We start from the raw sequence: 23,524 nt of genomic DNA on the forward strand, positions 1-23,524 counted from the left end.
GGCGGACACTCCATTCGGCTTGGCGGCGTTTGGAGTGACTCTTGTCAGTGCCACAAATAAAATCGGCCGGAAGTCAGTTCCGGCCGGTCATTCAGAAAACAAATCGGGATGGTCTGGTGGGGGATCGTTCGCCATCTTGCGGACCCATCGCTCGGTCAATCCGAGCCGTCTGGCGATCTGTCCGCGCGTCAGGCCCTGGGCTTCCAGGCGCTCGATATCGGCCTTCGCATTGCGGCGCGGCCGGCAGTGCGGCACGGAGAACCGTTGCCCGCCCATATAGTCACATATCCTCAAACCGTCCTCCTTGCCAAGAGCGAGGATAACGGGGTGACGATCATGCGGCTTCACCGGGAATTTGACTTCCTGACCGCCAAAGGTCTGGACGAGCTTCAGCGCCAGGCGAACGCCGATCGTATCGGCGATCTCCTCGATCGACTGCGGCAACGTCTCTCGGCGATCCGGAAGCCCGCTCATCTCCTGCCCTCCCTGTTCTCGCCCTTTGCGCTCCCCGCCTCTTGTCCGCGCGCCTCCATGACCTTGAGCGCTTCGATGATCGGGCTCGCCTCCTCATAGGTGAGGAAATCGGGATCGTCCTTTGGCGATCGGGCGCTGACAAACGAACGGAGAGCCTTCCGCGACCCGTCAGAAATAACGCCGCGACGGTGGCAGCTCTTCCAAAGCGCGTGGATCATCCGGACATAGGGCTTGGTCGAGACCGGCAGGGCCTTGCCGCCGGAGCGGACGCGAAAGCCCCGGCGCTTCATCTCCTCGACGACATCGATGCGCTGGCGCTCGGTCATAGCCCGCAGCGAGCTTTCGCCGGTAACCCGGACAAGCAGCGCCCGGTAGGTCTCTTCGTCCAGGCCGAGCTGCTGTTTGGCGATGTTGATGATGGCCGTGGTGTTCATGCCGCACCTGTCTTACCGGCAATGACTTTCGGCCCTGCGGAACCATTGACGCCGTGCGAAAGATTGACGTTATTGGCGGCGAGATAGCCGAGCGTTGCGATATTGCCGTTTTTGACCGAACCTGCACGCTGGCGGACAGCGACCGTATCGGGGTAGCGCTCAGCCAGCGCGCGTTGGGCGTCGCTCATTGCGGCTTCTGACAACTGGTCCGCAAAGAGCGCCCGCAGTCGGATACCGAGGCGCACAACCATACCGGCCGTGAAATCATAGACGGCCTGACGTTTGGTTTTCTGTTTGCGCAGCCGGGTATAGCTCGGCGTCTTTTTGAATTCGCGGACGGCGCGGTCGATTGCCCGGTCGAGAATGACAAACAGATAGGTGGCGATCTCGGGGCCGGGCGCGCGGCCGACAAAGGTTCTGTGCTCTCCATCGACGTCGCGAACAAGCGTTGCCGTGTTGGTCAGCCAGGCCAGATCACGCCAGAGACGATCGCGGATCGAGGCGCCATGGGTTTTCGCCTTTACCGAATCCTGGCTGATCTCGATATCGAGGTCCGACAAGCCATATTCGCGCATCAGGCTCGCGGCCTTTTCCGCAGCCGCGAGCGCTTCCTGTTCGGTGCAGCCGCGCGCGGTGGTCATCTGCCGCAGCGCCGCGATACGGCGTTTGATGCTCTCGCTCATCACGCGCCTGCCTCTCCGAAACCCCGATCGATCTGATCGACCAACAGGCCTCCAATCTTACGAAGATCCGCGTTCTCGAGCATCTGCCCAGCGATGCGCCAGCCGCTCTCGGTATCGGGCCAGGGACCAAAACAGACGGTCGGTTCGATGCCGTGGCGTTCCGAAACCTGCACCGCGATTACAGGGCCGGAACGACCTTGATCATCTTCATCGCGGCGCATCGTCATCAACACCTGGCCGAATTCGTGCCTTTCGAGGCGGGCAAAATCCCTGCTCATCGCTCGCCCCTCACGCATTCGCCAGATCAAGCGCGACACGCCGTTCGCTGCCGGACTGCCTGTCGGTGCAATAGAAGTTGGCATACTCCTTCGAGGCCATGACGCGGACGCTGTCGGAGATGATGTCCATGGCTTTTTGCCATTCCCCGGTTTCGTCCTCGATCTTCAACCGACGCAGGCCGAGAATGCGATCGGTGTTGATCTTCCCGGCCTTGTCGACCTGGAAGGCCTGATCGACCAGAGCGCGGATATTGTCGTTGGAACCGACCGACCAGCGGCGGATGCAGCCGTCAATGACTTCTTTTGCAACCTCCAGCGCCGGACCGAACGTCAGCGTTTCTCCGACCTTGATCGAGAGGCGCAGCGATGTATCGACCGTGGAAAAGGTGATATTCCCCTTCTTGCCGCCCTTGGTAACGCCGTACTTTTCCGCAAGCAGTTCGCGCATCGCCAGCGCCTCTGAGAAGATTTCCTCCCGGAACGCCGCCAGTGTCGCGTTCATCTTGGCAGCCTTCGCCGACAGACGGCGCACCATCTCGTCTTCCTCGATGTCCTCGGGCTTGATCGCCGAGAGAGGCTTCATGTCGCCCTTCGCCAGAGTGACATACTGGATGCCGTTGATCGTCTCAGTCGGGATCTCGGTTTCGATTTCATGTTTCATGCGTGTTCTCCTGTCTTCGCAAAGAGGGGTGAAAGGTCTTTCAGAGCGTTCTCAAGCGCGGTCTGAGCGACCCTTTCAAGGGGCGTGAAACGCCGCGCCTGAAAGTGCTGCCAGGCTGTTGCAACGCGCGCGGCGGCGTTGAGCTTTTCCCGGTCGGCCGGGTCGAGCAGGGTGACGGTTTCGCCGATCTCGTTCAGCTGCCACCGCAGTTCGACATTTGCGCGCTCGAGTGCACGCGTGCGGGTGAGGTAGTGCATCAGTCCGGCGACCATTGCCTGGGCGACGCTGCCGGCCATGGGTTGCGGCTCGCCGCTCTCATTGGCGCGCAACATGGCCGTCTCCAGCACCCATTCCCCGGGTGCCGGCCACAGGCCCATCGCTTTCTCCTCGGCATAGCTGAGGATCAACCGGCGCAGGTTGTCGTAGCGCTCCCGCAATTCTTGGTCCTGCCGCATCTGCGCACTGATCGTGCGGCATCCGTGCAGGATGGTCGTATGATGGTATCCGCCCATCAGCCGGCCGATTTCCGGCAGCGAATGCGTGGTCATATCCCGAGCGAGTTGCCAGGACACATGCCTCGGCTCGACAAAGGCGTGGGTCCGGCGATGGGTGTAGATCATGGCAGGCGACACGAGATAGGCGTCGCAGGTCGCGAGCGTTATGGTCTGGCAACTGACGGTCATGACTGCCCCTCCGCCCGGTTCTCGATGGGAAACACGACAACGTTCTTCGGGAGGCGCGCCCTCAGCATTTCTAGTTGCTCGCGTCTGGCGCGCGCGTTCCAGGTCTCGCGGGAAAGCGCGTTCTCAAGCCGTTTGGCCTCGTTGCCCATACGTGAGCTGAAATCCGCAAGTGAGCCGATGTCGTCCGGCCCGACATAGCGGCCTTGGTCGCGAGCCTGCCGAAGGAGGCGCGCAACCTCCCAAAGCTGATCGCTTATCGAGAAGAGGTCACGAGACATTGCGCGCCTCCTTTTGCGGCGGATCGGAAATCAGCATGCCATCGAGCGGCACATGCGGACGGCCTGTGAGCATCTGCAGGCGGCTTTCCATCTCACGTGCCTCCATTTCGCAAATGTGCAGGATGATGGTCATTTCCGGATCGTCCCGGAATGTCTTTCGGAGATCGCGCATCGTGTCCGACAGCATGGCTTTCTTCTTCCATGTTTTTCGGGTTGAGCGGGCAGGCATGGCACGCCGCCCACTGTTTCAGCCTAACTGGGTCAGACATCGTCATCGGCGCGTTGTGGTTTTCCCGGCACTGATCATTGCTGATCGACGTGCGAAGATGGGCGCACCAGACCTTCCGGCCGTAGAGCGCCATGACCTTGGCGGCGATCTTGACGCCGACCTTGTTCAGCCGGGCCGTGTATTTTCCTGCGCAGATCAGCGAGACGGCCGGGCGCGAAATGCCGAGTTCCTTGGCAATCGCCGCCTTCGTGCGGCCTGGCTTTTCGGCCTCGGCGCGCAACGTCTCGATCCAGTCGGGATCCGGCAATGGCATCAGCTGTTCCTGACGCATGGCACATCCTCCCGCAGATTGTAGTCGTAAAGCGCCTTCTTCTTTTCCCGATAGACCGGGGCGGCCGGGCCGGTGTCGCGGATCAGGCGGAACCGTTTGAAGCCGTTCGACGTCAGCCGCGTGCCCTTCTGACGAACGGGCATTTCCATCAGATAGCCGGCAAGCGTCAGCTGCCGGGCGTATTTCATGGCGTTGGAGGTTGAATCACGATCGTCGACAGACGCAGCGACAACAATATCGCCGATCGTGAACGTGACGGACATGCGCATGGCCGACCAGGCGCGCTGACGGAATGTATCGCGCCAGGGCTTGCGCGCCCGTCCGGTGTGCGGACCGTTGGGACCGCTGGTAAAGACCCGGCCTTCGGCCCGCGCGACTTCCCCATCGGCCGTCAGTTGATAGCAACCCGCCTCGGCCCGTTCGACAAGGCCGTGACGCACAAGCGTGGACATGGCGTTGGATATCTGGCGGCGCGTCAGGCCGAGATCGGCCTCCAGCACGTCGATGGTCAGGCAGACGCCGCCGACGAGATGGTGCAGGACCTTTGTGAGCAGTTCTCCGGGGCCATGGTTCTGTTCAGCCATCACAGAACCTCCGGCACAATGATCGCCGTGCCGCTGGCGCGGTCGTTCATCAGCTTTTCGCCGGCCATATCCGCCATTGTGATGCCGTCCTCGCCGACATCGATACGAAAGCCGAAGCGTTCGATGCTGGCGATGGCCTCCAGAACCTCGCGGTTATACCCCTTCGACATTTTGGCGACGAAGGTGACAAGGTCGTCGGCAACGCGGATTTCGCAGCGCTTGTCGATCAGCCTGCGGACGTCTTCCTTGTCCATCACGTCGAACCGCACTTTCTGGCTGACGCGCGATGCGACCTGGGGAAACCGCTTGAGATTGTCGTTGACCTTGCCCATACCCACGAAGATGGTCGGCAGCTCCAGCATGTCGGAAATGTCACGGCATGTTTCGAGAATGGCGGGGCGGGACGAGCAATGGTCGAACTCGTCGATGACAAGCGTGAAGATCTTGCGGTTCTGGATGGCAAGCTGCTGGCGCAGGGCCAGTTCGGAAACCACCTTGGCGTATTTCTGTTCAATCCCGCGCGGCTTCTCGACGCCGAGTTCATCAAGCAGCTCGTTGAGCATCCATTTCGGCTGCCATTCCTTCTTGGCGCGCAGATAGATCGACCCGGTCTGCGCGATATGCTGTTTCATCGTGGTCGTTTTTCCGAGACCGGGCGCACCGTCAACGACCACAATGCAGGCCTCTTCGGCCCCGCGTTCTTCGAGCGCCGAAAGCGCCGAATGATAGGCCTTGACGTTGGCTGTCTCGACAAACACGTTTTTCATGCTATTTTCCTTCTCTCTTCTAGGGGGTGTCAGGCAGCGGCCGAACGGATGAGGTTTCGAAGCGCATCCAGGTCGATGCCTGACATTCTCAGCACCTCGCGAGCCGCCGGCCGCTCAAGGCACGAGCGCAGAACGCGAAGCTGATTTGCTGATAGTTTTTCCGGATTTTCGATGGCCCAGGCGGCAAGGTCTTCGTCCGTGCGGATGATGTTGCGGCGGGAGGAGACGCGCGTAGGTTCCTTGTTGTCGACAACAAGATGGACGGCCTCCGGTGCGGCGATCGGCTCCATGGGGATGGCGTCGGTCTGATCGAGAAGTCCGGCCGGAACGAACTCTTCCTCGATTTCCTGACGCTTCTTGTCGACCCTGTTGAGGCGACCCTTGTACCGCCTTTCCTCTGCCGCTCTCTGTGCGGTCAAAGGCAGATAGTCGCGGCGGTTACCGTGGAAGACAGCAACGCAGATCAGTCGGCCGGGTTGGCCTTCCTCGCGATCGATCTCGCGCACCCAAACCTTCGAGGCGTCGGCAAAATCGTAGCCGACCATGACCTCCTCGTCGTGATAGGCTTCGAGCGCCTCGTGGAAATATTCGTTGTTGTTCCAGAAGACCTGCGAGCGGCGTGCCACTCGGATCTCGTAAGGGCGGAACAGATCGTCGATTTCGTCTTCGGATACAGGCACCGGCTCGAAACCGTCGCGAACATGCAGCTGCCAGAACTCATCGGGCGAATAGTGCCGAAATTTTCCGGTTTCCTCGTCCCGGTAGCGCGGCAACCCGGTGTGCGGCGTGGCGTTATAGTCGGCGATGGCCTTCTCGCACATGGCCCGGAATTCATCCCATTCTGGCAAGACGCGGGACGCGCCGAATTCCTTGATGTCCTTGCGGGTCTGCTTGTGGACGAAGTGAGCCGCCTCCTTGTCCATCTCCTCGCCGAGGTATGTCGGAAGCTTCCGGGCAAGCGGGTTCCAAGCGGTTTTGTTGAACCGCTCGATGATGCCCTTCGCCTGCGAATTATACGGCAGGGCGTGCATCTTCGTGATGGAGAGCCGACCCATCAGGCCGTTGACATCGGCATCGAAGGTCTTGTTCTTGTAGCCGGGGCCTCGGTCGACATAGAAGATCGCCGGAATGCCGTGATCGCAGCAGGCCTTCCGGAGCGCCTCGGTCACCGAAATGACGTTTTCCTTGAAGGCGATAGAGAAACCGACGCAACGCCGTGTCGCGACATCCAGAATGGACGTGATCTCGGGCTTGAACGGGCGATGGCTGACCGGATGCTCGACCTCGGCGTCGAAGGTTTTGCCGTCGGCCGTGTAGATCGTCGTCGGGAGCAGGTTTTCCGTCGAGCGGGTTATATAGGCCATGCGGGAACGCAGCGTCAGGAGACCCTCGCGGCCGACATTGCGCTCGATATCGTTGAGCTTGCGTTTCAGCGTGTAGCGCACCTGATCGATCGTCAGGGACGTATCGGGATTGGCCTCCCGGTAGTCCGCAAGCGCTTCCGTGGCGGTCGGTTTCGAGGGCTTGGCGTAAAAGGTGAGGAACGCCCGGAATTCCTCCGAGACCGGCTCGTCTTCCTTCGTCAGGGCCGGGGCAAGGGCCATGATCCCGCCCTTGTCGCGCGTGGAGAACCACCGCTGCACGGTACGCGCGGAAACACGAACCTTCTCGCCGCCGCGATCATTCGCAATGGCAAGCGTCTCCTCCAGGAGGCCGAAACCGTTCGGATCCGTGAGAAGCGAGGGCCGTTCGATAAGCGAACGTTCCCGATCGTTCAAAGGCTCGCCGGCATTGACCTTTGCCAGCACCGCGGCGCGTTCGAAGTGCTCTTCCTGGGCGCGCACGAACATCAGGATCGCCTCCCGGCGCGCTGTCATGCCGTTGATGGCGATATAACGGTCGATGGCCAGAAGGATTTCGCCGCGCGCCTCCATGGCGTTGCGCTGGCGAAACCTGAGCGACGTGACCGGGATCAGGGCAGCTTTCCGGCGGGAGACTTCGCGGTGACCTTCCTGCGCGGCAATCTGCTTTTCCTTCATTTCGCGGGCGTGAAGCGCTGCGGCCATCGCGTCCGGCAGAAGCGAGCGGTGATATTCGCGACCGCCGCCGCCGCCGCTTCCGCGCCTCATGCGGCATAGATTGTCCGGCAGGTCGTTCCAGCCGTATTCGGTCGCCCTATCCCTGACCCCTCGCTCCGAATTCGGGAAGCTCCTGAGGCCGCGCTCTTTGGCGATGTCGGCCAGTTCCCTGGCCGTGAACCATTCCTTGATCATGCCCGGCCTCCCTTGCGGAGCCGGTAAAAAAACATAACCGTAGGCGAGCACGGCCGGATCGTTTCCGGAGAAACGCCCAGGACCAAACACAGGAGAACCTGTAATGTCGCTTTCCGCCTATTCGCAATACGCACACAGCGTGGGAACAAACCTGCGCCTGGAATTGCTCGCCGAGGAGTATGAACCCTTCCTGGCGAAACTTTCAGTTCGTTCTCGGCTCGATCTAAACGCCTTTGTGCGCGAGAACGTCGTGCTGATAGAGAAAGTGGCGACATCCACTCCGAAGCGGCAACATCAACTGCTATCGGCCTTGTCGACCGAACAACGGTTCTGGACGATAGCTGCGGCTGCTCAGATGACATTTGAGGCATCTGCCCTGCTGTCGGCTGTTGAACTCCACCTTGTTCCTGGCTGTGGCTATCGAGATATGATCGGTTATGCTCAGGATGTTCTCTGCGCGGCGGATATGGATGAAGACTATCTGTGGCCGTTTCCGATTCCCCGACCTCCTGAAGAGAACGGTTGAGTGTCTTCGGTTTCACCTTTTCAATGTCTGTCATCGTCTCCCCTTCCTCTTTGCGGCAAGCACCTGACGGCGCGCCTGCATTTCCTCGATATGATCTTCCAGAAGCCGTTCCTCGATCAGATCGGCATATTGGGATTCGATAACCGCCAGACCGAACTCGCCGGGCACAAAGCCGAGCAGGTCTTTCGCGCCGGTCGCGTGGACGAGCGCGATGAACGCGTCGAGCGGTATGCGGTGCCCCTCGGAGCTTTCCGAGGTCCATTTGTAGAGCGTGGTCGCGCTGATATCCCGGCCAAGAAAACGGCTCATCTCAGCCGCGATGTCCTCGCGGGACATCCCGTCCTCGCGGGCATCGCGAAAGGCCTGACCGACGAGACGCGCGATCTTGCCGTCCAGCCGTCCGCGCCCGATCACGTCGGCGCTGTAGCCAACGGCCACCTTCGGCGGCTCCCATGAAAACAGGTCTTTCGTGAGCGGGTCGCGGCGGCGGGCCATGGTCAGATGCGCCCCCGGCGCCTCAGGGAGGCGATGACGCGCTCCTCATTGGCCAGCATCAGCCGGTCGAATGTCTCGTCCGGCAGTTCGGATATCGTCTTTGAGATGGTCAGGAATTTCTTTTCCGTCGGCGCGACGGCAACACCGTTGTTCAGATAGTCGAGCGCCTCCTGGATGCTTTTGGCCTTGTGTTCCTCGGACAGAACAAGGTCGAGCACCTTCTTCTGAAGCGGCCCGGCCTGCGCCGATAGCAGCTTCAGTTCGGTCTGCTTTTCCGCGATAGCGGTTCCGGCGAGGCGGGCGCGGCTGACCGGCGTCAGGTCTTTCCAGATCTTGACGGCAATCTGGATGGCGCGCGTCGAAAGACCGATCTTTTCGGCGATATCGACAGCAAACGAAAAGATTTCGTTTGCAGCGCCATGCCGTGCGAGCGCGCCGGCCGTGCCGGCCCTGGTCTCCGGATGAAGCCGCTCATAGACCTGTTTCAGCTCATAGAGATGGTGGCAGCGATCGAGCGCGTTCAACTCGTTGCGGCCGAGGTTTTCCATAACCTCTTCGAGCCGGGCTTCATCGTCATTGGCTGCCGTCGACAGACGCACCCGGATCGTCTCCAGCCCGATCAACCTGTGCGCTTCCAGTCGGCGCAGGCCGGTGACAAGGCTGTAACCGTCGTTCGATTTCCGCACCGTAATGGCGTTGATCTGCCCTTGGGCAGATATCAGCTGACCGAGCGCCTGAGCCCAGGCGGGATCAAAATCGCGGGCGCGATCATCGGGGATCGCGATCTGATCAAGAGGAAGTTCGAATTCACCGATTTGCATTGTCATCTGTCTTCTCCGGCAACTGTCGGGTTGCCATTATTGCTGGTATGGTTGCGGTCTCCGGCGGTGGGGGAACATCGCCGGAGACCTGTCATCACCCCGCAACACAGATACGGAGGGACGATTGAAATGAGCGAAGAAACCGAACAGCGCATCGCCATGCTAGAAGCGCGCGTCGCCGATCTCGAACACCTGGTCAGATCATTGGCGGCAAGCAAAACAAACCTCGTCAGGAATTCGGCGCAGGCCGTGCATGGACAGAGGAAACCTCTCGGCCCGAAGCGATAGCTCTCGCAACCTCGACACAAAGAACCGGCTGCAGGGTGTAGGTCATCCAATCGAACATGAGCTCGGAGACCTTCGCAGGCAGCCCGTTCGCCTTCGCGCCCAAAAGGGAGAGAGCGATCTTTCCTGCCTCCGCGTCGATGAGACTGTCGTGGCAGCCTTCCGGTACTTGCTGCCGCAACCAGGTCTTCAGCGCCTCATTGACGATGCCGCCGAGGTTGTCATTGACGCCGGCAAACAGGACTCCATCTGCCCGAAGCGACTGGACGCCCGTGGAGCGGATAAGATCGGCGGCGTCTACAATCACTTTCTCCAATGCATTCAAATCGTTCATTGCCTTAGTTCCTTCTGTCGCAGGTGTTGATCGCCCGCCGCCACACCGCGTCGACGATCCAGATGATGGCGCCGAGAACGGCGACCACCTGCCAAAGCGCGATGCCCGGAGCGACGGGCGTACTGAAAAGGGAAAGGAGGGCGCGCAACATCAGCGCGCACCGTCATCGGTGATGAACCACGCCACCACGGCCGCTAGAACGAACAGCACAAGCACGACGGCCAGTCCGATCCAGATCCAGTCAACAAGGCTCATGACGCGCTCCTGACCTGAAGAACGATCTCGGCCAGGCGCTCGAACCAGATCGAGAACACCAGAATGAAGGCAACGAGAACGATCAGCGCGCAGGCCTCGCGCAGTAGGTCGAGCAGGGTTTCGATGATGGGAACGGAATTCATGCCGCTGCCCTTTCCCGGCGAAAGCGCATCGCAATCGACCGCAGGATCTCGAACTCGAATTCGTTGACCAATGCGACGATGACCTTCTGGTCGATCGACAGATCATCGAATGCCGCCTCGATATCGAAGCCCGGAGAGGAAACGCCGTGGCCGAAACTGAAGATGCCGGGACCGTTGTCAGCACCCGCGTCGAGAATGCGGTGAATCGCGCGGCGCTGCCTGGGGCTGGAGGAAAACTGTTCCGGCGCGATGTCGACGCGTGACGCCAGAGCGATCTCGATCGCCTCGTCGAGCGTCAGAGGCGCGCCGACCGTGTCAGAAACCGGCCGGTCATGGGACAGAAGAGCCGTCATGCCGCCCTCCTGCTGTCAGAAACCGCATCCGATTTTTGACTTTCTAACGGTCCCCACTTTCGGCTATCGTAAATCCGGTGCTTCGTTGAGGTATACCGGTCCGGCCAGAGAACCTTGGCATCGACGCCGATGAAGTCGGCGATGATCTGCTGATCGATCGTGTTCTTCTGGCGTGAGACCTTGCGGAATGAATTCGGATTGCGGCCGTTCAGAAGGGCGAGCTTTTCGAGCGTCATATCGCGCTCATGGATCTGCCAGAGGATTCTCTTCCAGGTCCAGGTGGTCGGTTTACTCATGCGAAACTCCTGCCTGAAAGCGGGCGCGGCAACGCCCGCTTTCTTTAGGTTGGTTTGGAACAACAGCACCCCGCTGCAATGGGGTGCACAGTGAGAATTATTCCAAATTAGGAATTACGTCAATTCCTAATTTGGAATAACTGGATGTGCACGTGGCTAAAAAGGAAGACCCAGAGGAGCTGGCTTTTCGAAAGAGGGTTCGAGATGCCATCCAGGCAGGCGGTAAGTCCGGTGAGATGGCAAAAAAGACAGGTATCCCGGTCGGAACCCTCAACAAATACGTTGCGTTAACTTCGACGCCATCAGGTGTTAACGCCATTAAGATAGCAAAAGCTCTGAATTTGACTGTCGAGCAACTCGCAGATGGCGATATGCAATCAACGGCCAGCCAGTCGCTTCACACTGAGGATATGGTGAGCGTTCGTTTCCAGGATCTCAGGGTTTCGGCTGGTCCGGGTCTCACCGTGATCGATGAACGCAACGCTGAAATGATTGGCTTAAGCCGGCGCATACTGAACGAACTCGGCCTATCGCCACTCCAGACACTGATCATGATGGTCGATGGCGACTCCATGTCGCCTACCATCACTGACGGAGCAGTGATCTTCGTAGACCGAAATGAACGGCAGCTGCGAGAGGGGAAAGTCTATGTGTTGTCGCTGGCAGGGGATTTGGTCGTTAAACGCATCCAACTCGATTTCGACGGAGGCGTAACATTGCTGTCTGACGCAGACGGACCTGCTTTTCCTCCGCGCAAAATTGACCCGGTTGATGTCGAGCACGTAAACGTGGTGGGGCGCGTCGTGTGCGCCATGTCGCCTGTGTAAAATCCAGCTGGGAAAGGCGCAGTATGAAGTGCTTGTCTATCGTGGTTTCGGCGGCCCTACTCTTGCCAACAGTAGGGTTTTGCGCTGATCAACCTACTGCCGAGGAGACCGTTGCGTTTATCCTTTATGGTATCGAGAATGGAAGCTATGTAGATGTCGGCTCCACCTCGCTCGGGACATATAAAAGTGGCATTGTATCCCAGACGAGTTCAGCCCCAGCCGAGTATTCTTTTCCCGCCGGCATGGGAGAGTACAGCAGCATCTCTGTGAAGCAGACTGATCCATGCGTTTTTAGCGTCATTAGCCGCGATAAGGCCGGACAGAACGAAAGCCGCAGTTACGACTTCAACCATTTCGCCACGTTGGTTTTTACCAGCCGGGGTGATGGACGGATTGGCTTCTCTGGAGAATGCCCGATCGTGCGAGAGGACGGCAATTGTGGGAAGAACGGAACGGTCAAGGTCGACAACATAATCTTCGCGGACCGATTGGAAAAAGCAGTCGATTTTTTGAAGCAGACCTATTGTCCGGGAGCGCCGTTTTGAGGTTTGGTATTTCAGTTCGGAGCATACTTCGACTGCCGACCATCCATTTCGATACATCGCGCTCGGAATAACGAAAAATATATTTAAAACAATGCTCTATTAATGGTCGGCAGTTTTCGTTGATGGTCGGCACAGATTGCCGACCTTGACGCCTGCGATTGAAACTACCTTTGGCGCAAAATCCGGCCTGCTCTTGTGTCGGCGATGCGCGGGGCGGATCGGCAAAGCAGCGAAAAGCCTGCAATTCAGCGGCCCTGGTCGGTTTGAGGGCTTTATGCGCAAAGTGAGCGGCTTCCGGCGTTTTCTGATAGCATTCTGATCGAGAATGCGATGATTTTCGCCGTTTTCGATCCGCCTTTTGCATTTTGTGCACCGCAAATCTGGAAGCCGTTAGCGAATATTCCCTTTTAAACTCAGCGAGTTAATCGCTCAGACCCCACACCACCCCCGTGTGACAAAGGTATTACCCCCCTACACCGGCAATCGTGCCAAACCGCTCGTTCGGCACGTCCCAATAGCTGAGGCTGAGCGTCATCAGATAGGGCGCACTGTCGGCAATGTCAGACGGATCGAGCCGCAGCCTCATGTTGCGGATGTCGTTCTCGCCCCGCTCGAAGGAAAGCGCATAACAGGTGCCGCTGATCGTCTCGGCCGTATCCTGTTGCGCAATAACGAATGACGCAGACAAGAGAACAGTCATAAAAACAGAGACTTGTGCGGCTTTTCTAATTTTCATCGCCAGTTCCCCATCAGCATGAAAGGCGCCCAGAAGATCGGGTGATCGAAATCATAGGTGATCGGCGAACCCGGATCGGCGGGAAGGCCGAGGCGGCCAGCGGTCTGGAAGACGACGCTTTCCCTGTCGAGCACATCGCGATCGCCGATCCGGCGCTGGATGAATTCGCGCTGGGCGGTCGCCAGCGCCTCGGCCTTGGACAGACCGCCGAATTCGCGCAATTCATAGAAGCGCTGCATGATCAGCGGCGTCGAAATATCGAGCACCGGCCAGAGGGTCGCCAGCGTCGCCTTGGCGCCGCGCTCGCCGGTGACCTTGGCAAGGCTCTCGATCTCGCGTCCGTCCGAGCCCGGATTGGCCCGGCCCGTCTCGCAGGCCGACCAGGTCAGAAGGTCGACATTGGAGAAATCGAAATCGCCGGCCGTTCCCTTGATCTCGCTCACCGGCAGATGCTCGCCGGTGCCCAGCAGAAGGTAGGAATCGTCCTCGTTGTTGCCGAGCACGAAATGCGAGGCGACATGCACCGTCCCTGCCCCGACAGACGAGGACCCGCCGATCGTCAGCGCCTCGGCAAGGGCTGACCGGTCGAAGGCCTCATCGAGCGCGAGAGCGCCATCCATGAAACCGTAGCGCTCGTCGCCGCTCAAAAGCCCGCCGAATTCCAGCGCCACGCCCGGCAGCTCGGAGAAATCGCCGACCGCACGGGTCAGCCCCAGCCCGGCAAAGGGCGTCTCGGCCACGGCAACGCCGGTGATCTCGCTCTCGCTGCTGGTGAGGCTGGCGATATCATAGCGCTCCACCAGATATTCCGCGCCGTCATAAAGCGCCTGATAGGGCAGATAGCGAAGCCGCCTGTCCTGCGAGAGCAGCAGAAGATCGGGATCAATCCGGGCAAGATCGTCCTCCACCGGCCCGATCAGAAGGTCATGGAGCATCTCGCTCTCGGCGCGCGGATCGCTGAAGAAATCGTTGAACTTGAGATGCAGATCGGCGAGCACCGCATTGAGCGTGGCCTCCGAGAACGGTTCGCCGTTCCAGCTGTCGATCGTGTAGCTCAGTTGTTCGTCCCGCGATGTCAGCAGGATGTTGAGCCGATCCGGCATCACCAGATAATGCAGCGCCACCGCATTGGTTTGCAGACCGGACAGGATGGTCGCCTGGACGGATTGCTCGGCAAGCGGCGTCTCGCTCGCCGGCTCGCTCTCCTCGAGATCGGCAAGCGCCGCGAAGATCGTCTCCAGCCCGGCCTGATACGCAACATCTGCCTCGGCGAGCTCACCGTTCAGAACATTCAGCCGCTCCTGCTCCGCCGCCGTGAGCGTGCCCGCCTCCTGGCGCGAAAGCAGGGCGTCGCGCTCGCGCACATCGGCAATGGCTGGCGGCTGAAGCGCGGCAATGGCCGCCTGAAGCGCCGTCTCCGCCTCCGTCAGCGGCAAGGTCGCGAAGGCATCGCCGGCAAAGTCCAGATCGCGATCGGTAAACTGGAAGGCTTCGAAATCCTTCAGCAGGCCGAGGACGAATTCGGCATCGCTCAGTCGGTCCTGCTGGATGAAGAGGTCGGCAAGCCAGCGATAATTGTCGGCGATCAGATCGCGGAAGCAGCCGCGCAGGTTCTCCGGCAGGGTCGCAAGGTCCGCCCGCACGCCCTGCAGCCGGTTGATCGCCTGCTTGGCGAGCAGAACGGCAAGCGAATCCGAGCCGAGGGCAAAGGCGCGCTCGCTGGCATTGGAGAGATGGCAGACGCGGGTGAGCTCGGCCGACAGCGGCCCCTCGGAGAGTTCGCGCAACCGGTCGAGCCGGAGTTCGGCGGAAAGCGCCGTCAGCTCCATGGCCAGCGCCTGGCCATTATCGCCGGCCGCCTGCAGCGCATCGCCGTAGCGCCTGGCGGAATTGACGAAGCCAAGACTTGTGCCGCCGCGCGCGCGCACCGCCGCGAAGGTCTCGGCAGCCGACTGAAGGTCCGGCAGCGGCGGCTCCGCTTCCGGATCGGCGGCGCGGATCAGGCGGAGAAAATCGGCCGCCGCCTTGTCGCCGTTGGAAGCCATCAGGCCGAGGAAGCCGACCAGCCCGTCCGGCAGCGATTGCAGGTCGCCGGGCGCCCGGTTTTCCACCAGCCGGCGGATCGTGGCGTTGCGGATATTGCTTCCCTCGCGGTCATCGGCAGGGCTGGTCAACGCGCCGAGCTCATAGTCCTTCGCCCGCTCCGCCCGCTCGGCAGCACCGCGAAAATCGCCATAGGCCGCGAGCACGTCGACAAGCTCGATGGAATCGAGCGCCATCAGCCGGTCAAAGCCCACGGCAACAAGATCGGCGCCAAAGCGTCCGGCGGCAAACTGCTTGGCGACGGTCTCGCAACTCTGCCAGTCATCGTCGCAGACGCGCGCCAGCGTGGCCTCGGCCACATCGACGGGCGCTGCGCCATCGTCTGCCGCGCGCGCCATGCGCATGTCATAGGCAACAGCGCCGGCAACCGATTCCCGCCTGATGCTGTCGCGCTCGAAGCCCTCAGGCGCGCCCTCATAACGCTGCTTGAACACCCGAAGGAAATCCTCGGCCTTGTATTCAGAGATCTCCGGAAAGGCATCGAGAAGCCGCGCCAGCTTGAAGAGCGCTTCGGCGTCTCCCTTCTCGGCCGCCTTGGCCAGCCACTTCGCGCCCTCCATCGGGTCGAGCACCGCGCCGCATTCCGCGCAGAGATTGGTCTCGGCAAGCCGCGCGGCAAAGGCAGCGGACCGGTCGGCGGCGGTCGCGATCATCATCGCTCCCGCAGGCGACAGGAGCGCCGGGCTGCCATCCATCATCCGGTTGGCAAGGAAGTCGGCAATCCAGGAATGGGAGAAGGCCCAGTCGGCATCCGGTCCGTAGTCCTCGGCTTTCCGGCCAGCGAGATCGACAAGCGCCTGATACCAGGAAAGTGCGGCCGCAATCGCCTCGGGCGTGGCGCCATCTGCCTGCCGCGCCAGCTGCGCCATGGCAAAGCCTTCGCCGGCTTCAGCCGCCGCCTCGTAGAGCGCGCGGGCGCGCGCAGCGTCCTTTTCGCCGCCCTGGCCATATTCCAACATCAGCGCCAGATGGGCCTTGGCATAGGGAGCACCCTTCAAGGCAGCATCTTCCAGCAGGCGGCGCGCGCCGGCGGGGGATTTGCCGTGGATGGTCGCGCCCTGCAGCATCCGCTCGGCGATGAGATACTCGAAGGCCGGCCCGGAGATGACCGTCAGGGCTTCAAAGGCTTCGGGATGCGCGAGAACGACATTGGCGACGCGGCTCGTCTCCTCGCGGTCGGAGACGGTCAGCACCAGCCCGTAGTCCGACGTGGTGAACATGCCGAGCGGCATGGAAAAGACCTGTTCCTCGCGCATCTGGCTCTGCCGCTGCGCCGCCTCGATCGTGAAGGCGACGCCGGCATCCGCCGTCTCCATCGCGGCAAAATAGGCCGGAGCGCCCCATGCCGGGCCGTCCTCTCCCATCAGTTCGGCCACGGCCCTGGCGCGCTGATCTCCGCCCGGCGCGACGGCCACCTTCTCGGAAAGAAGCGTGAGCGCCGTTTCCTCTTCAAGCGCGCTCCATTCGCCGCGCGCCGCGATCCGGTCAAAGGCGGGGCCGAGCGTTTCCCGAACCCATGGCCGGTCAAGCGGCGGAAGCGCGTGCGGCAGATAGAGGAAGTCGAGAAGCCGGAGGCCTTCTTCATTCGTGGCGAGAACGTTTTCCGCCGTCACGCAAGCCCTGCCCGTGACCGGCATATCGGCGATCGCCGCGACATCGGAAACAGTGGGGGTGAATTCTCCGGCGCGCGGGTCAAGGCCGAGCCCCTCGCGCATGCGGTTCCAGGCCGCCCGGCTCGCCGGGCCGAAAGCCGCGTCCAGCGCACCATCATAGCAGCCATGGCGCTGCATCAGCGATTGGGCGACGCGGAGATAGTCGTGGAATAGCGCATTGAAATCGCGCTGGGCGACGCGCAGGTCGCCGAGGCCGACATAGCCGTAAGCGAGGTTCTGGGTCGTCATGCCAACGACCAACGGACAGAAGCGATTGCCGTAGCGATCGACATCGTCGGCCATCGCCCTCACCGCGCCCGGCAAGGTTTCGGCGACACGCCGCAGATTGGCGTCGGAAAGATCGAGACTGTAGCCATCGTTCTCCGAGATCCCGGCGTCATAGGCGATGTCATCCACCTTGATCGCCGACCAGGCGGAAAAGGCGGTCATCATGAACGCATTGCGCTCATTGGCGTTCATTGTGGCAAACAGGTCTTCGGAAACGCAGGAGAGCCCCGAAAGCGCCTGAACCGCGCGGCCATAGGCGTTGTTGCCAAGCCCGGCATGGCCCGAAGGCGGCGCAAGACCATTATTGCTGCGGATGCTGGCGATCACGTCCGGTGCATCGGCCTCGTAGGCATCGCGCGTGTCATCGGCGTAGCGAAAGTGCAGCGCGGAGAAACAGTCGCAATCGTCAATCAGGATATAAAAGGAGCTCACCGTCTCGCCAGTGTCGGAATTGCGTATTGTGACACTGCATTCACCCTCCGACACAAGACGTTGATCGGCCTCGTCAAAACCGTATTTCTTCCAGTTCGATATGCGCTCGTCGACGAGCGCCGCGCAATCATCATATTGGTCCTGGATCAGGCGCAGATTGCCTTCGACCGGCCCGAGGTCGAACCGACGGTCGACGCCGTCCGCGTCGAACGCCCCGCCGTCCGGCAGCGCGGCATTGATGTCATAGGGCACGCCGTTGCGGTAGATCTCGAGGGCTGCTGCCGGGACAGATGCAAGAAGGGGCGCAAGCGCCAGCACGGCCACGATGACGGCGGCAAGGCCTTGCCCCGGCTTCCTCTGCGATCCCCGACTTCTCATCCCATCCCCGCCTTCCGTCTCATCTGACAAATGTCAGGCCCCACTTTGCCACCGGCCTCTACGGTTGGAAACCTCGGAAACAACCGCGCCGGCGTTTTCAGGCGCCCTCATCACCGTCTCCCTTGGTCAGCGACGACGGGACGTCCCGCTGCCGCGTATAGGAGAAATCGGGTTCCGCCCGGAGCCGCACCTCGCGCGGCGCGATCGAAATGCCCGCCTCGCGGAACATGCGCCGCACGGCGTCATAGACGACCGCGCGCAGGGCAAACTGGGTTCCGGGCCGGCACTTGTAAACGATGCGCAACACCATGGCGCTGTCGTCGATCATGACGATGCCGGCATTTTCAAGCGGCGCGACCAGGTTCCGGCCATGAACGGGATCGGCAAGGAACGCATCATTGAGAGCCCTGAAGCGCGGCTCCAGCCCGTCGAGATCGGTTTCGAGCGGCAGCCGGAACTCCAGCCACATGGCCGCCCAGTCGCGCGACTTGTTGGCGATGGTGCGGATCTCGCCGAAGGGAACGGTATGGATCGCGCCGAGCGGATGGCGGATCTGGACCGAACGGATGCCGGCCCGCTCGACCGTACCGCTGGCGACCCCGACATCGACAAGATCGCCGACGCGGAAGGCGTCGTCGACGAGGAAGAAGATGCCGGAAATGACATCCTTCACCAGCGTCTGGCTGCCCATGCCGATGGCGATGCCGACGATGCCGGCGCCGGCCAGAAGCGGCAGCACGTCAATGCCGAGCGCCGAGATCGCAATGATCGCGGCGATCGAGGCGATCGTGATCAGCAGGGTGTTGCGCACCAGCGGCAGGACCGTGGCCACGCGGCTTTGGCGCAATGCCTTTTCCGCCTCGTCCGTCCCTTCAGCATAGGCCGCCTTCAACAGCATGCGCTGCGAGCCGATTAACACGAGATGCCAGCCGACATAGGCGAGCGCCAAGGTGACGAGAAGTTGGGTCAGCGAGGGCATGATCGCCGTGATGCGCGGGTTGGAAAGCCCCTGCCAGGGGCCGCTCCACAGGCGGATGAGCGCCAGCAGCGCCACAAGCACGGCGGCGGCCTGCCCGAGCCGGGCAAAGAACTGCGCGAAGGTCGGCACGTCGTCCGGCAGCGCCATCTGCGGTTCGGCTTCAAGCGCTGCCCGCCGTCGGGCGCGATCGCGCGCATCCGCCCGCGCCGCCCAGTCATCCATCAACAGGCAGCCGATGACGAGCGCCAGAATGATCATGAAGCTCAGAACCGAAAGCGTTCCTGCCTGCGGTCGGTTGAGCAGCAAAAGCAGCGACGTGCCGAACCAGGAGAGGCAGATGTAGAAGATCGCGAAGAGGTGCCAGACGGCGCTCAGCGATTTCCAGCCAGGCCCGCGGCTGCGCCCGGCCGGATCGGTCGCCAGGATCGCCGCCACGGAGAAACGATTGGTCAGGCAGGCGATGATCAGAAGCAGCGTGACTACCGAGCGCGAGAACAGCGAGAGCGTCAGCGTCTCGTCGGCCGGCATGCCGGCCTGCCTCAGGAGCGAGGTCGTGGCGAGAAAGAAGATTGCCAGCGCGAAAATACCGACGGACTGCCAGTAGAGCTTGCCGGCGGCCGGATCCGAGAGCGCCACGATCCTCAGATCGGCGCGTCCGGGCGACAGCGGTATACGGGCAAGCAGCGCGAAACCGCGGATGGCGAAGAAAGCCGTCAGATAGGTGACGACGAAAAGCTGCGCGCCGGGATCGGCCTGAACGCTCATCAACAGCGGCCAGCCGCCGACCATGGCGAAGATCAGGAGACCGGCAAGATCGACGGCGACATGGATGATCCTCTGGGCGAGGCTCTTCGGATCAAACCCGGCCCTCAGCCGGCGGAAGATCGTCCTGAACACGGCCTCGGCGGCCGCGCCGATGCCGAGACAAAGGATGACCCGCAGGATCACGGCCCCGAGGCTGAAGCCGTCCTCGCTCAGCCCATGCAGGAAACCGGAAACCTCGGCCGGAAAATCATCAAGTCCCAGCATCAGCACTTCAAGCCGCGCTGCCGCCGCCGTCGCATTGTCGGCAAAGAAGGAGAGCACGGCGCCCAGCCGCTCGATCGGCGACAGCTTGTCCGGCGCGTCAGAGACGTCCTGAGCAAGAGAAAGGCGCGGCAGCGCAAGGATAGCGAAGGCAAATGCGGAAAGCCGCGCGGTTATTGCTGTCATCACGACGTCGCGCCCTCGTTGCGGGCAAAGGCGGAGGCGCGCGGCAGATCGCACTGCTTCAGATCCTCCATGCCCTCAAGCGGCTTGAAACCCGCCTCGCCCATTGTTCTGAGCGCCGTCTGACATTCGCGGCGCGGATCGATGGCCGAACCGGGGGCGCCGAGCACCGCGATGGGACTTGGATTGCGCTCCACTTCCACGGCAACGGGCGACGGATTGAAGGGGCTGGCCTCCTCGCCCAGCGCTTCCAGCGTCTGCGCCAGACGCTCCGCCTCAAGCACGCGCGCAAGAAGCGTCGCAAGGCGCTCTCCGTCTCCGGCAAGATCGAAGGCAAGGCCGGTCGGCGTGTCGTCGATCGTTGCGGCGGGACCGAACCAGAGCGTGTTGTCCTTCAGCACGATCTGCCCGTCGAAGACCTCTTCGGGAAAACCGGCGCCGATTCCCGTTCTATCCGACGCGGCCTCGAGCGCTTCGGCGACACGCGTGCCGATCCCCGTTCCGGGCGCAAGCGGCAGCCCGGATTCGATGTCGAAAACCGGCGAGAAGGCGACGGTCAGCGTCACCGGGCTTGCCTCGATCTTGGCGAAACGCGTCGTTTCGGGAAGGCTGCCGGAAAAGACGCAGAGGGCATCGAGGTGCGGAACGCAGTCCTCGGCCACAGGGCGCAGATAGGCCCGGCGCGGCTCCACGGCCTCCGCCTGGGCATAGCCGAGAACGGCGTCTTGCCGGCCGGCGATTTCGGCGACGAGCGCCATCACCGTCCCCTCCTCCAGGCCGTGCGGCCGACGGGCATCGACCGTATCGCCATCGACGAGAAAACGCTCCGGGCCGGCATAGCCTTGCCGACCGAAGACCGGCTCACCGATCATGTCGCCTTCCCAGAGCGGGGTCTGCACCGCGCCCATGCCGAAGCCGCTGCCCCGGTTCAGTTCGGAAAGCACCGACTGGAACAGCTGGCGATAGGTCAGAGCCCGGCCGCTTTCGAGCCTCGAGGCGATCGCGGCGGTGAAAAGACCGAACCATTCGCTATCATCGCCGGCGGTGGGGCCGCGCAGATCGGGAATGTCGGGATCATCATAACCGGCAACGCCGATGAACAGCGCGCGGGGTTCGGCCTGAGCGGCGTTTGCTCCGAGGACAAGTGCCAGCAAGAACAGACGGAACAGTTTTCCCATGCAGAATTCCCGAGCAATAACAACAATATTATACAACCGATTAAAAGAACGATCGAAGCTTGGCTCTTTCCGCGCAGATCGGCTGTTTACTTAGTCAGGACTGACGATAGACTAGCTGATATTCGATCGTCAATTTCACAGGCCTGAAACATGCGTCTTGCGCGAATTGCCCTCCTCTCCCTCCTTCCGCTGTTTGTCACGCCGCCGCTCTTCGCCCAGGAAGCCGCACGCTTCGACCCGATCGCTTTCGAGCTGGAACTGGCTGCTGTCGAGGCTCCGGCGGAGCGTCTTGTCCTGGTTGATGCGGCCATTGCAGCGCTCGAAGCTGCGCCCGATCCGGACCCCGAAATCTATTTCGATCTTTCGGCGCTGAGGCTTGAGATCCTGCGCGAGGCCGGCGAGACGGCGGCAGCGGCAGCGGCAGCCGAGGAACTGGCCGATTTCGCAATCCGCATGAGCGGGCAGCTTGACCGCAATCCGCTCCCCTATCTGGATCTTGCGGCCACGCTCTACACCGAGACGGAAGCCTATCGCGAAGCCTTGCGCGTGCTCGATACCGAGATCGCCTATCGCCGGAATGGCGGTCAGGCGGGTCAGGTGCTGGCGGACCTTCTGAACCGCAAGGCGGAGGTCGCCAGGCTGCGCGGCGACATGGCGGCGGCTGAGGAATTTGCGGGCCAGGCCCAGTTTGCGATCATGTCCACGCGCATGGGCAAGCGCAGCGGTCAGGATGGGGGGTTCAGCGCGGTGGACGTCTTCTACGCCACGGACCGCGCGCGCACCGGCGATGCCGACCCCGCCGAATTCTACGGCTATGGACGCGGTGATCTCGAATATGGCGTCGTCACCGTCACCATTCCCGATACGCATGTGCCGGGCGCCATCGAGACACCCTCCATCTGGAAGCTCGAATTCGGCCCCTCACCCGCCAGACACGTGATGGTGCAGAAGGTCGACCCGATGGAGGCGGATGCCTATTTCTCGAAGATGAGCAGCGATCTTGCGGGGCGCGAGCGCAAGGAAATCGTCGTCTTCATCCACGGCTTCAACACCCGGTTCGATGCCGCCGCCAAGCGCGCCGCCCAGCTCGCCTATGACATGGATTATCGCGGCGTGCCGGTGCTCTATTCCTGGCCGTCCGCCGGCCAGACGGTGCGCTATGTCGCCGATACGGCGGTCGTCCGGCTCAGCGGCCGGCGGCTTTCCATGTTTCTGGAAGACCTGCGCGCCCGCTCCGGCGCCGACACGATCCACATCGTCGCCCACAGCATGGGCAACCGCGCGCTGACCGACGCGCTGGAACTGATGGCGCTGCGGGACGGGATCAAGGAAGGCGACGATCCGGTCTTCGGCCAGGTGTTCTTCGCCGCGCCCGATGTCGATGCCGGCCTGTTCAGGGAGATGATGAAGACCATTCATCCGCTGGCCGAGCGCCTGACCCTCTACACCTCGGAAAACGACTGGGCGCTGGTCGCCTCGAGGAAGCTGCACGGCAATGCGCCGCGCGCCGGTCAGGGCGGCGACAGCGTGACGACGGACGAGTTGTTCGACACGATCGACATGTCCGATCTCGGCGAGGACATGCTGGCGCATACCTATTTCGCCGATGACAGTTCCGCGCTCGCCGACATCGTCTCGCTGATCTGGCGCAACCCGCCGCCGAATGTGCGCTGCGGCATGACCGAGACCGTCACTGAAACCGGCGAGACGGCCTGGAAATACCAGAAGGGCAGCTGTTTCGACAAAACCATGATCGGCCTGATCAGCCATTTGTGGAGCAAGAGCGATATCTCGCGCGCGGATATTTCAACCCTGATTTCCGAGCTCGTCACCGACCAGGCAGCGGCGAGCGAGATCGAAGGCCGGCTCGACGCCTATATCGCGCCCGAAGGGCAGGAGGCGAATTGACGCTGGAGCGCCCGGGTTCATCAGGCCGCCTGCAGCCATTCGCATCCTTCTGCTTGCGCTTCTGCTCAGCGTCGTCCCGGCGCGGGAACAGGAAAACGAAACCGCG

General features: G+C 61.7%; 26 protein-coding genes. 4 read left to right on the top strand and 22 right to left on the bottom strand.

Translation table 11 applies throughout. The features are described 5' to 3' along the window. Window positions 1–87: 87 nt before the first annotated feature. The 11 genes from JET14_RS12025 to JET14_RS12080 all read right to left on the bottom strand — a co-directional run bounded on the left by JET14_RS12025 (window position 88) and on the right by JET14_RS12080 (window position 7,675). Complete coding sequence (locus JET14_RS12025; RefSeq protein ID WP_200333786.1) at window positions 88–474, bottom strand: hypothetical protein; 387 nt, start codon at window positions 472–474, stop codon at window positions 88–90. After that, window positions 471–908 carry a gp16 family protein gene (locus JET14_RS12030; RefSeq protein WP_200333787.1) on the bottom strand — a complete coding sequence of 146 codons (438 nt, stop codon included), beginning with the start codon at window positions 906–908 and terminating at the stop codon, window positions 471–473. The genes JET14_RS12025 and JET14_RS12030 overlap by 4 nt, the downstream gene beginning before the upstream one ends. Next, the gene (locus JET14_RS12035) at window positions 905–1,591 is read right to left on the bottom strand and encodes a DUF7168 domain-containing protein (protein WP_200333788.1); all 687 of its coding nucleotides are present in this window, start codon (window positions 1,589–1,591) and stop codon (window positions 905–907) included. Before JET14_RS12035 ends, JET14_RS12030 begins: the two co-directional genes overlap by 4 nt. Next, the gene (locus JET14_RS12040; RefSeq protein ID WP_200333791.1) at window positions 1,591–1,869 is read right to left on the bottom strand and encodes a hypothetical protein; all 279 of its coding nucleotides are present in this window, start codon (window positions 1,867–1,869) and stop codon (window positions 1,591–1,593) included. The genes JET14_RS12035 and JET14_RS12040 overlap by 1 nt, the downstream gene beginning before the upstream one ends. 10 nt (window positions 1,870–1,879) lie before the next feature. After that, the gene (locus tag JET14_RS12045) at window positions 1,880–2,530 is read right to left on the bottom strand and encodes a DUF3164 family protein (RefSeq protein ID WP_200333793.1); all 651 of its coding nucleotides are present in this window, start codon (window positions 2,528–2,530) and stop codon (window positions 1,880–1,882) included. Continuing rightward, on the bottom strand, window positions 2,527–3,213 hold the full coding sequence (locus JET14_RS12050) for a helix-turn-helix domain-containing protein (protein ID WP_200333795.1): 687 nt from the start codon (window positions 3,211–3,213) through the stop codon (window positions 2,527–2,529). Before JET14_RS12050 ends, JET14_RS12045 begins: the two co-directional genes overlap by 4 nt. Beyond that, window positions 3,210–3,491, bottom strand: a complete 282-nt coding sequence (locus JET14_RS12055; protein WP_200333797.1) for a hypothetical protein — start codon at window positions 3,489–3,491, stop codon at window positions 3,210–3,212. The genes JET14_RS12050 and JET14_RS12055 overlap by 4 nt, the downstream gene beginning before the upstream one ends. 92 nt (window positions 3,492–3,583) lie before the next feature. After that, on the bottom strand, window positions 3,584–4,051 hold the full coding sequence (locus JET14_RS12065; RefSeq protein WP_200338195.1) for a helix-turn-helix domain-containing protein: 468 nt from the start codon (window positions 4,049–4,051) through the stop codon (window positions 3,584–3,586). Continuing rightward, window positions 4,033–4,635: a hypothetical protein gene (locus JET14_RS12070; RefSeq protein WP_200333801.1), complete on the bottom strand. Its 603-nt coding sequence runs from the start codon at window positions 4,633–4,635 to the stop codon at window positions 4,033–4,035. The genes JET14_RS12065 and JET14_RS12070 overlap by 19 nt, the downstream gene beginning before the upstream one ends. Then, complete coding sequence (locus JET14_RS12075; protein ID WP_200333803.1) at window positions 4,635–5,402, bottom strand: AAA family ATPase; 768 nt, start codon at window positions 5,400–5,402, stop codon at window positions 4,635–4,637. Before JET14_RS12075 ends, JET14_RS12070 begins: the two co-directional genes overlap by 1 nt. A 29-nt stretch (window positions 5,403–5,431) precedes the next feature. Then, entirely contained in the window at window positions 5,432–7,675 is a 2,244-nt protein-coding gene (locus tag JET14_RS12080; RefSeq protein WP_200333804.1) for a Mu transposase C-terminal domain-containing protein, read from the bottom strand. 103 nt (window positions 7,676–7,778) lie between these two features. Between JET14_RS12080 and JET14_RS12085 the strand changes: the two genes are divergently transcribed. Next, the gene (locus JET14_RS12085) at window positions 7,779–8,201 is read left to right on the top strand and encodes a hypothetical protein (protein ID WP_200333805.1); all 423 of its coding nucleotides are present in this window, start codon (window positions 7,779–7,781) and stop codon (window positions 8,199–8,201) included. A 30-nt stretch (window positions 8,202–8,231) separates the two neighbouring features. On the opposite strand, the gene JET14_RS12090 is transcribed toward JET14_RS12085, so the two are convergent. The 7 genes from JET14_RS12090 to JET14_RS12120 all read right to left on the bottom strand — a co-directional run bounded on the left by JET14_RS12090 (window position 8,232) and on the right by JET14_RS12120 (window position 11,246). Next, window positions 8,232–8,696 (bottom strand): hypothetical protein, encoded by a 465-nt coding sequence (locus JET14_RS12090; RefSeq protein WP_246750302.1) that lies wholly within the window; start codon window positions 8,694–8,696, stop codon window positions 8,232–8,234. Window positions 8,697–8,698: 2 nt separating this feature from the next. Then, the gene (locus JET14_RS12095) at window positions 8,699–9,523 is read right to left on the bottom strand and encodes a ParB/RepB/Spo0J family partition protein (protein ID WP_200333806.1); all 825 of its coding nucleotides are present in this window, start codon (window positions 9,521–9,523) and stop codon (window positions 8,699–8,701) included. 223 nt (window positions 9,524–9,746) lie between these two features. Then, window positions 9,747–10,136, bottom strand: a complete 390-nt coding sequence (locus JET14_RS12100; protein ID WP_200333807.1) for a hypothetical protein — start codon at window positions 10,134–10,136, stop codon at window positions 9,747–9,749. 4 nt (window positions 10,137–10,140) lie between these two features. Beyond that, the gene (locus JET14_RS12105; RefSeq protein ID WP_200333808.1) at window positions 10,141–10,287 is read right to left on the bottom strand and encodes a hypothetical protein; all 147 of its coding nucleotides are present in this window, start codon (window positions 10,285–10,287) and stop codon (window positions 10,141–10,143) included. A 100-nt stretch (window positions 10,288–10,387) separates the two neighbouring features. Further along, entirely contained in the window at window positions 10,388–10,534 is a 147-nt protein-coding gene (locus tag JET14_RS12110) for a hypothetical protein (protein WP_200333809.1), read from the bottom strand. After that, on the bottom strand, window positions 10,531–10,887 hold the full coding sequence (locus JET14_RS12115; protein WP_200333810.1) for a hypothetical protein: 357 nt from the start codon (window positions 10,885–10,887) through the stop codon (window positions 10,531–10,533). Before JET14_RS12115 ends, JET14_RS12110 begins: the two co-directional genes overlap by 4 nt. Continuing rightward, window positions 10,884–11,246 carry a helix-turn-helix domain-containing protein gene (locus JET14_RS12120; RefSeq protein WP_200333812.1) on the bottom strand — a complete coding sequence of 121 codons (363 nt, stop codon included), beginning with the start codon at window positions 11,244–11,246 and terminating at the stop codon, window positions 10,884–10,886. The genes JET14_RS12115 and JET14_RS12120 overlap by 4 nt, the downstream gene beginning before the upstream one ends. Window positions 11,247–11,335: 89 nt before the next feature. Here JET14_RS12120 and JET14_RS12125 point away from each other — a divergent pair, with 89 nt between their 5' ends. Next, the gene (locus JET14_RS12125; RefSeq protein ID WP_200333814.1) at window positions 11,336–12,010 is read left to right on the top strand and encodes a LexA family transcriptional regulator; all 675 of its coding nucleotides are present in this window, start codon (window positions 11,336–11,338) and stop codon (window positions 12,008–12,010) included. Between the two features lie 23 nt (window positions 12,011–12,033). Then, window positions 12,034–12,555, top strand: coding sequence for a hypothetical protein (locus JET14_RS12130; RefSeq protein ID WP_200333816.1), 522 nt, complete (start codon window positions 12,034–12,036; stop codon window positions 12,553–12,555). Between the two features lie 463 nt (window positions 12,556–13,018). On the opposite strand, the gene JET14_RS12135 is transcribed toward JET14_RS12130, so the two are convergent. The 4 genes from JET14_RS12135 to JET14_RS12150 all read right to left on the bottom strand — a co-directional run bounded on the left by JET14_RS12135 (window position 13,019) and on the right by JET14_RS12150 (window position 21,510). Then, window positions 13,019–13,291, bottom strand: a complete 273-nt coding sequence (locus JET14_RS12135; RefSeq protein WP_200333818.1) for a hypothetical protein — start codon at window positions 13,289–13,291, stop codon at window positions 13,019–13,021. Beyond that, window positions 13,288–18,144 (bottom strand): CHAT domain-containing protein, encoded by a 4,857-nt coding sequence (locus tag JET14_RS12140; RefSeq protein WP_200333820.1) that lies wholly within the window; start codon window positions 18,142–18,144, stop codon window positions 13,288–13,290. Before JET14_RS12140 ends, JET14_RS12135 begins: the two co-directional genes overlap by 4 nt. 97 nt (window positions 18,145–18,241) lie before the next feature. Continuing rightward, window positions 18,242–20,335: a mechanosensitive ion channel family protein gene (locus JET14_RS12145; RefSeq protein WP_200333822.1), complete on the bottom strand. Its 2,094-nt coding sequence runs from the start codon at window positions 20,333–20,335 to the stop codon at window positions 18,242–18,244. Next, on the bottom strand, window positions 20,335–21,510 hold the full coding sequence (locus JET14_RS12150) for a hypothetical protein (RefSeq protein WP_200333824.1): 1,176 nt from the start codon (window positions 21,508–21,510) through the stop codon (window positions 20,335–20,337). The genes JET14_RS12145 and JET14_RS12150 overlap by 1 nt, the downstream gene beginning before the upstream one ends. Before the next feature lie 150 nt (window positions 21,511–21,660). Between JET14_RS12150 and JET14_RS12155 the strand changes: the two genes are divergently transcribed. Further along, window positions 21,661–23,418, top strand: a complete 1,758-nt coding sequence (locus JET14_RS12155) for an alpha/beta hydrolase (protein WP_200333826.1) — start codon at window positions 21,661–21,663, stop codon at window positions 23,416–23,418. Window positions 23,419–23,524 lie beyond the last annotated feature (106 nt).

It is taken from the genome of Martelella lutilitoris, assembly GCF_016598595.1.
Taxonomy (GTDB): Bacteria; Pseudomonadota; Alphaproteobacteria; order Rhizobiales; family Rhizobiaceae; genus Martelella; species Martelella lutilitoris_A.

What these genes read in the sequence shown, in the direction of transcription:
- JET14_RS12025 (WP_200333786.1), bottom strand. Translation starts at nt 474, where the DNA reads ATGAGCGGGCTTCCGGATCGCCGAGAGACGTTGCCGCAGTCGATCGAG.
- JET14_RS12030 (WP_200333787.1), bottom strand. Translation starts at nt 908, where the DNA reads ATGAACACCACGGCCATCATCAACATCGCCAAACAGCAGCTCGGCCTG.
- JET14_RS12035 (WP_200333788.1), bottom strand. Translation starts at nt 1,591, where the DNA reads ATGAGCGAGAGCATCAAACGCCGTATCGCGGCGCTGCGGCAGATGACC.
- JET14_RS12040 (WP_200333791.1), bottom strand. Translation starts at nt 1,869, where the DNA reads ATGAGCAGGGATTTTGCCCGCCTCGAAAGGCACGAATTCGGCCAGGTG.
- JET14_RS12045 (WP_200333793.1), bottom strand. Translation starts at nt 2,530, where the DNA reads ATGAAACATGAAATCGAAACCGAGATCCCGACTGAGACGATCAACGGC.
- JET14_RS12050 (WP_200333795.1), bottom strand. Translation starts at nt 3,213, where the DNA reads ATGACCGTCAGTTGCCAGACCATAACGCTCGCGACCTGCGACGCCTAT.
- JET14_RS12055 (WP_200333797.1), bottom strand. Translation starts at nt 3,491, where the DNA reads ATGTCTCGTGACCTCTTCTCGATAAGCGATCAGCTTTGGGAGGTTGCG.
- JET14_RS12065 (WP_200338195.1), bottom strand. Translation starts at nt 4,051, where the DNA reads ATGCGTCAGGAACAGCTGATGCCATTGCCGGATCCCGACTGGATCGAG.
- JET14_RS12070 (WP_200333801.1), bottom strand. Translation starts at nt 4,635, where the DNA reads ATGGCTGAACAGAACCATGGCCCCGGAGAACTGCTCACAAAGGTCCTG.
- JET14_RS12075 (WP_200333803.1), bottom strand. Translation starts at nt 5,402, where the DNA reads ATGAAAAACGTGTTTGTCGAGACAGCCAACGTCAAGGCCTATCATTCG.
- JET14_RS12080 (WP_200333804.1), bottom strand. Translation starts at nt 7,675, where the DNA reads ATGATCAAGGAATGGTTCACGGCCAGGGAACTGGCCGACATCGCCAAA.
- JET14_RS12085 (WP_200333805.1), top strand. Translation starts at nt 7,779, where the DNA reads ATGTCGCTTTCCGCCTATTCGCAATACGCACACAGCGTGGGAACAAAC.
- JET14_RS12090 (WP_246750302.1), bottom strand. Translation starts at nt 8,696, where the DNA reads ATGGCCCGCCGCCGCGACCCGCTCACGAAAGACCTGTTTTCATGGGAG.
- JET14_RS12095 (WP_200333806.1), bottom strand. Translation starts at nt 9,523, where the DNA reads ATGACAATGCAAATCGGTGAATTCGAACTTCCTCTTGATCAGATCGCG.
- JET14_RS12100 (WP_200333807.1), bottom strand. Translation starts at nt 10,136, where the DNA reads ATGAACGATTTGAATGCATTGGAGAAAGTGATTGTAGACGCCGCCGAT.
- JET14_RS12105 (WP_200333808.1), bottom strand. Translation starts at nt 10,287, where the DNA reads ATGTTGCGCGCCCTCCTTTCCCTTTTCAGTACGCCCGTCGCTCCGGGC.
- JET14_RS12110 (WP_200333809.1), bottom strand. Translation starts at nt 10,534, where the DNA reads ATGAATTCCGTTCCCATCATCGAAACCCTGCTCGACCTACTGCGCGAG.
- JET14_RS12115 (WP_200333810.1), bottom strand. Translation starts at nt 10,887, where the DNA reads ATGACGGCTCTTCTGTCCCATGACCGGCCGGTTTCTGACACGGTCGGC.
- JET14_RS12130 (WP_200333816.1), top strand. Translation starts at nt 12,034, where the DNA reads ATGAAGTGCTTGTCTATCGTGGTTTCGGCGGCCCTACTCTTGCCAACA.
- JET14_RS12135 (WP_200333818.1), bottom strand. Translation starts at nt 13,291, where the DNA reads ATGAAAATTAGAAAAGCCGCACAAGTCTCTGTTTTTATGACTGTTCTC.
- JET14_RS12140 (WP_200333820.1), bottom strand. Translation starts at nt 18,144, where the DNA reads ATGAGAAGTCGGGGATCGCAGAGGAAGCCGGGGCAAGGCCTTGCCGCC.
- JET14_RS12145 (WP_200333822.1), bottom strand. Translation starts at nt 20,335, where the DNA reads ATGACAGCAATAACCGCGCGGCTTTCCGCATTTGCCTTCGCTATCCTT.
- JET14_RS12150 (WP_200333824.1), bottom strand. Translation starts at nt 21,510, where the DNA reads ATGGGAAAACTGTTCCGTCTGTTCTTGCTGGCACTTGTCCTCGGAGCA.
- JET14_RS12155 (WP_200333826.1), top strand. Translation starts at nt 21,661, where the DNA reads ATGCGTCTTGCGCGAATTGCCCTCCTCTCCCTCCTTCCGCTGTTTGTC.